General features: G+C 69.5%; 6 protein-coding genes. 3 read left to right on the top strand and 3 right to left on the bottom strand.

Annotated features, from left to right (window positions below; genetic code table 11):
- Positions 1-695 (top strand): efflux RND transporter periplasmic adaptor subunit (locus MFF42_RS20445; RefSeq protein ID WP_238257386.1); only part of this gene is annotated, 695 nt, incomplete at its 5' end.
- A gap of 92 nt (positions 696-787) precedes the next feature.
- On the top strand, positions 788-3,952 hold the full coding sequence (locus tag MFF42_RS20440) for an efflux RND transporter permease subunit (RefSeq protein ID WP_238257385.1): 3,165 nt from the start codon (positions 788-790) through the stop codon (positions 3,950-3,952).
- A 27-nt stretch (positions 3,953-3,979) separates the two neighbouring features.
- Here MFF42_RS20440 and MFF42_RS20435 read toward each other — a convergent pair whose 3' ends face one another.
- The 3 genes from MFF42_RS20435 to MFF42_RS20425 form a co-directional block, all read right to left on the bottom strand.
- On the bottom strand, positions 3,980-4,387 hold the full coding sequence (locus tag MFF42_RS20435; RefSeq protein WP_238257384.1) for a type II toxin-antitoxin system HicB family antitoxin: 408 nt from the start codon (positions 4,385-4,387) through the stop codon (positions 3,980-3,982).
- A gap of 32 nt (positions 4,388-4,419) precedes the next feature.
- On the bottom strand, positions 4,420-4,614 hold the full coding sequence (locus tag MFF42_RS20430) for a type II toxin-antitoxin system HicA family toxin (RefSeq protein ID WP_238257383.1): 195 nt from the start codon (positions 4,612-4,614) through the stop codon (positions 4,420-4,422).
- A 63-nt stretch (positions 4,615-4,677) separates the two neighbouring features.
- The gene (locus MFF42_RS20425; RefSeq protein ID WP_283206903.1) at positions 4,678-5,661 is read right to left on the bottom strand and encodes a LacI family DNA-binding transcriptional regulator; all 984 of its coding nucleotides are present in this window, start codon (positions 5,659-5,661) and stop codon (positions 4,678-4,680) included.
- A 211-nt stretch (positions 5,662-5,872) separates the two neighbouring features.
- Here MFF42_RS20425 and MFF42_RS20420 point away from each other — a divergent pair.
- On the top strand, positions 5,873-6,483 hold a 611-nt coding region (locus MFF42_RS20420; RefSeq protein ID WP_238257381.1), incomplete at its 3' end, for a PTS sugar transporter subunit IIA.

The raw sequence follows: 6,483 nt of genomic DNA, 5'->3' as shown, positions 1-6,483 counted from the left end.
CCGCGCAGAACGACGCCAAGACGGCGGAGGTCGGGCTTGAGGCGGTGCGCAACCGTCTGCGCATCCTCGGGCTCGCCGACGACGACATGAAGGCGCTCCAGACCAAGGGCGCGATCAACCCCGAGACGACGATCTACGCGCCGCTGTCGGGCACCGTGATCCAGCGCAAGATCGGCCCGGGCCAGTACATCAACACCGGCGGCGGCGACCCCTCCTACGTCATCGGCGACCTCGCCCGGGTCTGGATCGTGGCGCAGCTGCGCGAGACCGACGCGGCCAAGGTCGATATCGGCGAGCGCATCCGCTTCCGGACCCTCGCCTACCCGAACCAGAACTTCGAGAGCCGGGTGAACTTCATCGGCGCCTCGGTCGATCCGGCGAGCCGCCGCATCGTCGTGCGGGCCGAGGTCGACAACCCCAAGGGTCTCCTGAAGCCCGAGATGTATGCCAGCGTCCACATCATCAACGAGCGCGAGACCGTCTCCCGCGCCGTGCCGCGGCAGGCGGTGATCTTCGAGGGCGACAAGGCGCGGGTCTGGGTGCTCGGCGCCGGCAACACCGTCGAGAGCCGCCCGGTCAGGACCGGCCTCATCGACGGCAACGACATCGAGGTGACGGAAGGCCTCTCGGTCGGCGAGCGGGTGATCTCGAAGGGCGCCCTGTTCATCGACGGCATGACCGAGCAGCCGGGCTGACGGGCTCGGTCGACGTTTCCCGCGAAAAGACGCATTCCGAGCCGGGGCCGCCCCCGGCCGCGCCGTAACGGCGCGAGGCTGGAACCGACCCCATGAACGGCATCGTCGCGCTCGCGCTCCGGCAACGGCCCCTCGTCATCCTCGCCTTCGTGCTGTTCGTGGTGGGCGGACTGGCCGCCTTCCAGAACCTCAACATCGAGGCCTATCCCGACCCGACCCCGCCCATGGTCGACGTCGTGACCCAGACCGACGGCCTCTCGGCCGAGGAGATCGAGCGCTACGTCACGATCCCGATCGAGCGCATCACCTCGGGGATGCCGAACCTGCGCCAGGTGCGCACGATCTCGCTCTACGGCCTCTCCGACGTGAAGCTGCAATTCGGCTTCGAGTTCGACTATCTCCAGGCCGAGCAGCAGGTCCTGAACCGGCTGCAGCAGCTCGATCCGCTGCCGGCGGGCGCCAAGCCCACCATCTCGCCGATCAGCCCGATCGGCGAGATCTTCCGCTACAAGCTCACCGCGCCGCCCGGCTACAGCGTGCTCGACCTGCGCACGCTCCAGGAATGGATGCTGAAGAAGCGCTTCCGCGCGGTGCCCGGCGTGATCGACGCCATCGGCTGGGGCGGCAAGACCAAGACCATCGAGCTGTCGGTCGATCTCGACCGGCTGATGGCCTACGGCCTGACCCTGTCGAACGTGGTCAAGACCCTCAACGACAGCAACCTCAACGTCGGCGGCAACCGCGTCGCCATCGGCGGCCAGTCGGCGGTGGTGCGCGCCGTCGGCCTGATCCGCGACGTGGACGACATCAACGGCACGGTGCTGGCCCAGGTCGGCGGCGCGCCGGTGCTCGTCAAGGACATCGCCACCGTCACCATCGGCCATCAGCCGCGGCTCGGCATCGCCGGCATGAACGACGAGGACGACATCGTCCAGGGCATCGTCCTGATGCGCCGCGGCGAGAAGAGCACGCCGTCGATCGAGGCGGTGAAGGCGGAGGTCGCCAAGATCGAGGCCGCCGGCATCCTGCCGCCGGGCGTGAAGATCGAGCGCATCTACGACCGCGCCGACCTCATCGCGGTGACCACCCACACCGTGCTGCACAACATGGTGGTCGGCATCCTGCTGATCCTCGCGATCCAGTGGCTGTTCCTCGGCAACCTGCGCTCGGCGCTGATCGTCGTGGCGACGATCCCCTTCGCCCTGTTCTTCGCCGTCGTCATCCTGGTGGCGCGCGACGAGTCCGCCAACCTGCTCTCGGTCGGCGCGCTCGATTTCGGCCTCATCGTCGACGGCACCGTCATCATGGTCGAGGCGATCTTCCGGCGGCTCTCCGGCCACGGCATCCCCGGCTATCCGCCGCCGGGGCTCGACGCGAAATCGGGGCGCATCGCGCTGGCCGCGGGCGATGTCAGCCGCTCGATCTTCTTCGCGGCGGCGATCATCGTCACCGGCTTCCTGCCGCTCTTCACGCTGACCGGCGTCGAGGGCCACATCTTCGGGCCGATGGCGACGACCTACGCCTACGCGCTGCTGGGCGGCCTGATCGCCACCTTCACGGTCACGCCCGCGCTGGCAGCCTACCTTCTCCCGGCGCAGATCGAGGAGAAGGAGACGATCCTCGTGCGCGTCCTCGACCGGCTCTACCGCCCGGCGGTGCGCGCCGCGATCGGTGCCCGGCTCGTCACGGTGGCCTGTGTCGCGCTGATCGCCGTCGGCGTCGGGCTGGCCGCGCGCAACCTCGGCTCGGAATTCCTGCCCAAGCTCGAAGAGGGCAACCTCTGGGTCCGCGCCACCATGCCGGCGACGATCTCGCTCCGGGAGAGCAACACCTACGTCAACGACATGCGCCGGATCATCGCCTCGCTGCCCGAGGTCGAGCGCGTGGTCTCGCAGCACGGGCGCCCGGACGACGGCACCGACGCGGCCGGCTTCTTCAACGCCGAGTTCTTCGCCCCGATGAAGCCCCTCGACCAGTGGCGCCCCGGCGTCGACAAGGAGAAGCTCACCGAGGAGATGCTGCACAAGCTCCAGACGGCCTTCCCCGGCGTCGACTTCAACCTGTCGCAATATCTTCAGGACAACGTCGCCGAGGCGGTCTCCGGCATCAAGGGCGAGAACTCGTTCAAGATCTTCGGACCCGACCTGCAGACCCTGACCGACAGCGCAAAAAGCGTGATGAAGGTGCTCTCGACGATCCGCGGCGTCGAGGATCTGGCGGTGTTCCAGTCGCTCGGCCAGCCGACCATCGAGATCGACGTGGACCGGGTGCGGGCCGCCCGCTACGGCCTGACGCCGGGCGACATCAACACCACCGTGCGCACCGCCATCGGCGGCGACTCGGCCGGCGACCTCTACGACCCCGGCTCCGAGCGGCACTACCCGATCATGGTGCGCCTCGCGCCCCAGTTCCGCCAGAGCATCGAGGCGATCGCCAACCTGCGCATCGCCGGCCAGAGCCCGGCCAACGGCGCCCCCGTGCAGTTCCCCCTGAGCGCGGTGGCGAAGGTCCAGCTCGTCTCCGGCCCCGCCTACATCTACCGCGAGGCGCAGGAGCGCTACCTGCCGGTGAAGTTCTCCGTGCGCGGGCGCGACCTCGGCAGCACCATCGAGGAGGCGCGCGCCCGCGTCGCCAACGAGGTGAAGCTGCCGCCGGGCTACCGGCTGGAGCTGGTGGGCGAGTTCAACAACATGAAAGGCGCGATCGCCCGCCTCTCCGTGACCGTCCCGGTCGCCATCGGCATCATCGCGATCCTGCTGTTCATGAACTTCTCGTCGGTGATCGATTCGCTGCTGGCGCTCAGCGTGATCCCGATGGCGATGGCCGGCGGTATCCTGGCGCTCTCGCTAACCGGCACCTCGTTCAGCGTCTCGGCGGCGATCGGCTTCATCGCGCTGCTCGGCATCGCCGTGATGGACGGCATCATCGTGCTCTCCTCCTACAACGGCCTCCTGGCCGCGGGCGTGGAGCGCGTGCCGGCGATGCTGCGCACCTGCTACACGCAGATGCGGCCGGTGGTGATGACCTGCGTCGTGGCCGGCGTCGGCCTGCTGCCGGCGGCCTTCTCGGAGGGCGTCGGCTCGCAGGTGCAGAAGCCCCTGGCGCTGGTGGTGGTGGGTGGCATGGCGCTCGCGCCCCTGCTGATCCTGCTCGTGCTGCCGGTGCTGATCCTGACCTTCTCGCGCCGCAAGCCCGCTGCGCATTCGGAGGCCGCGGACCAGGTCGCCGCTGCGCAGGCGCATGCCGGGGCGCATTGAGGCGCATTGAGGAGAGGACGGAGGGTTCTATCCCTCCGTCAGCACCTTTTCCCGCGCCGCCGAGACCAAGAACGCACTGCGGGTGACGCCCCGCTCCCGCGCGGCCTCGTCGATCATGGCGAGCGCCGCGGCATCGAGGGACAGGTTGACCCGCACCGAACGGCCCGCGTCGAGAAACAGCGGCACGCTCGCGATGACGGCTCCTGCCGCCGCTTCGGCCTCCTCGGGATCGGCCAGGATGACATCGACGGACCGTGCTTCCGGCGGTGCGATCCCCGCGGCGACACGGTCCTCCATCCACTCGCGCAGCGCCTCTGCAGCGTTCCGCAGGGTCTCATCGACCGTTTCCCCCATGGCCGTGCAGCCGGGGCAGTCGGGGAAAGCGGCACCGTAGGCGCCAGCGTCTCCGTCGATCAGTGCAATGTAGCGCGCCATCGCTTCGATCCTCAGGGCGTTCTAGGCGGACGTCAAAGCCATCCGGCCGCTTTGGCGATGTTCCGAGCCACGCCTGGCGAGAGCGTGCGATGGCGCGGCACCATGATCTTGATGCCGGCTTTGGAGGGGTGAGCGAATTTGTCGTGCTTGCCACCGCCCTCGCTCAGCCAGCCTTTGCGGATCAACCGGTCGATCACAGCCTTGGCATTGGTTTCGACCTGCGGCATCGCACCTCCGCATGTGTATTTATTTATACACGCCCGTTCAGGCGGATCGCAAGTCGCCGCCCGTCACCCCCGCCGCGTCGAACCCCGCAGCACCGTCCGCCCGCTGAGCGTCACCTTGCGCACCGGCTGGCCCGGATGCTCGATGCGCTCGAACAGCAGGCGCATCGCCTGGGTGCCGATCTCGGCCACCGGCTGCTCGATCACGGTGAGGCCGGGCTCGACCAGATCGGTCCAGGGCTCGTTGTCGAAGCCCGCGAGCGCGAGATCCGTCGGCACCGCGAGCCCGAGGCTCCGCGCCGCGCGCACCGCGCCCATCAGGATCAGGCCGTTGGAGAGGATCAGCGCCTCGGGCCGGTCGGGCAACGACAGCCAGCGCGCGGCTTCCGCCTCCGCGGCAGCGGCGTTCGGCGCCACCGAGCGGGCGAGCGGCGCGAGGTCGGAGCGGAGCATCGCCGCCGCGTAGCCGGCCTGCCGCTCCCGCGCGGTCGAACTTGTCGAGCCGAACAGGCCGCCGATCCGCCGGAACCCCTGCGCGACGAGGTGATCGACCAGGGCCGCCGCCGCCGACGCGTTGTCGAGCACCACGCTGTCATGGGCCCCGGGCAGCCCCGAGCGGTCGATGAACACCGTGGGAAAGGACAGGCTGTCGGCCTTGAGCCCGTCCGCCGTCACCCTGGTCGGCGCGAAGATCACGCCGGTGACGCGCTCCTCCTCCATCAGCCGCAGATACATCGCCTCGCGGGCCGGATCCTCGTCGGTGTTGCACAGGATCACCCGCATCCCGGCGGCGTAGGCCGCATCCTCAACCGCCCGGCTCACCGCCGTGAAGAACGGGTTGCGGATGTCGGCGACGATCAGGCCGATCGTCTGCGCCGCCTTCGAGCGCAGGCGCCGGGCCGAGAGGTTCGGCCGGTAGCCGGTGGCGCGCACCGCCGCCTCGACCTGTTCGCGGACGGCGTCGCTCACCGGGCCGCGGCCGAGCGCCCGCGAGACCGTGGCCGTCGAGACGCCCGCCATACGGGCCACATCGCGGATTCCGACGCTCATCGTTGGGGAAACGTTTTCAGCGGCATGAAGCGGTTCTGACACCCCGCATCGCGGGTGGCAAGCACAGGCGCTGCACTTTGATGCAGGGATCGCTTGACACATGTTGTGAAAACGTTTTCATTCGGAACAACAGGTCAGGCCGGCAGGCCGAAAATGACCGACGCATCCGGCGAAGTCAGCCGGAGCGCCCCGAGGTTGAGGAGAGCACGCCATGCTCGCGCTGACGCCGATCGTCTCACACCCGCGCACCGGCCCGCGGCTGCTGGTCCGCCTCGCTGCCGTCCCGGCGAGCAAGGAGGCCGCGATCCGCGAGGCCGCCGGGCTGCTGACCGCCGCCGGCTGCATCGACGGCGCCTATTGCGAGAGCATGCTGCGCCGAGAGGGCGTGGCGAACACCTATCTCGGCCACGGCGTGGTGATCCCGCACGGCATGGTCGACGACCGCCATCTGGTGCGCGAGAGCGGACTCGCTGTCCTCCAGATCCCCGGCGGCATCGAATGGCACGACGGCCAGACCGCCCACCTCGTCGTCGCTATCGCCGCGCAGTCGGACACGCACATCACCGTCCTGCGCCGCCTCACGCGCCTGATCCAGAACGAGGCACGGCTCGAACAACTCCGCACCACCGGCAGCGAGGCGGACATCGCCGCGGCGCTTTCCGAGGACGCCGCCGCGCCGGTCGCCTCCGGCCCGGCCAGCGACCTGCGCCAGCGCTTCGACTGGACCGTCGACTACCCGACCGGCCTGCATGCCCGCCCCGCCGCGCACTGGGTCGAGACCGCCCGGGCGCTCCCCGCCCGCATCCAGGTGCGCCACGGCGA

The organism is Methylorubrum podarium, assembly GCF_022179745.1.
GTDB lineage: Bacteria > Pseudomonadota > Alphaproteobacteria > Rhizobiales > Beijerinckiaceae > Methylobacterium > Methylobacterium podarium.
Note: the sequence above shows the minus strand (reverse complement) of the source record. Positions and strands in the feature narration are given on the sequence as shown.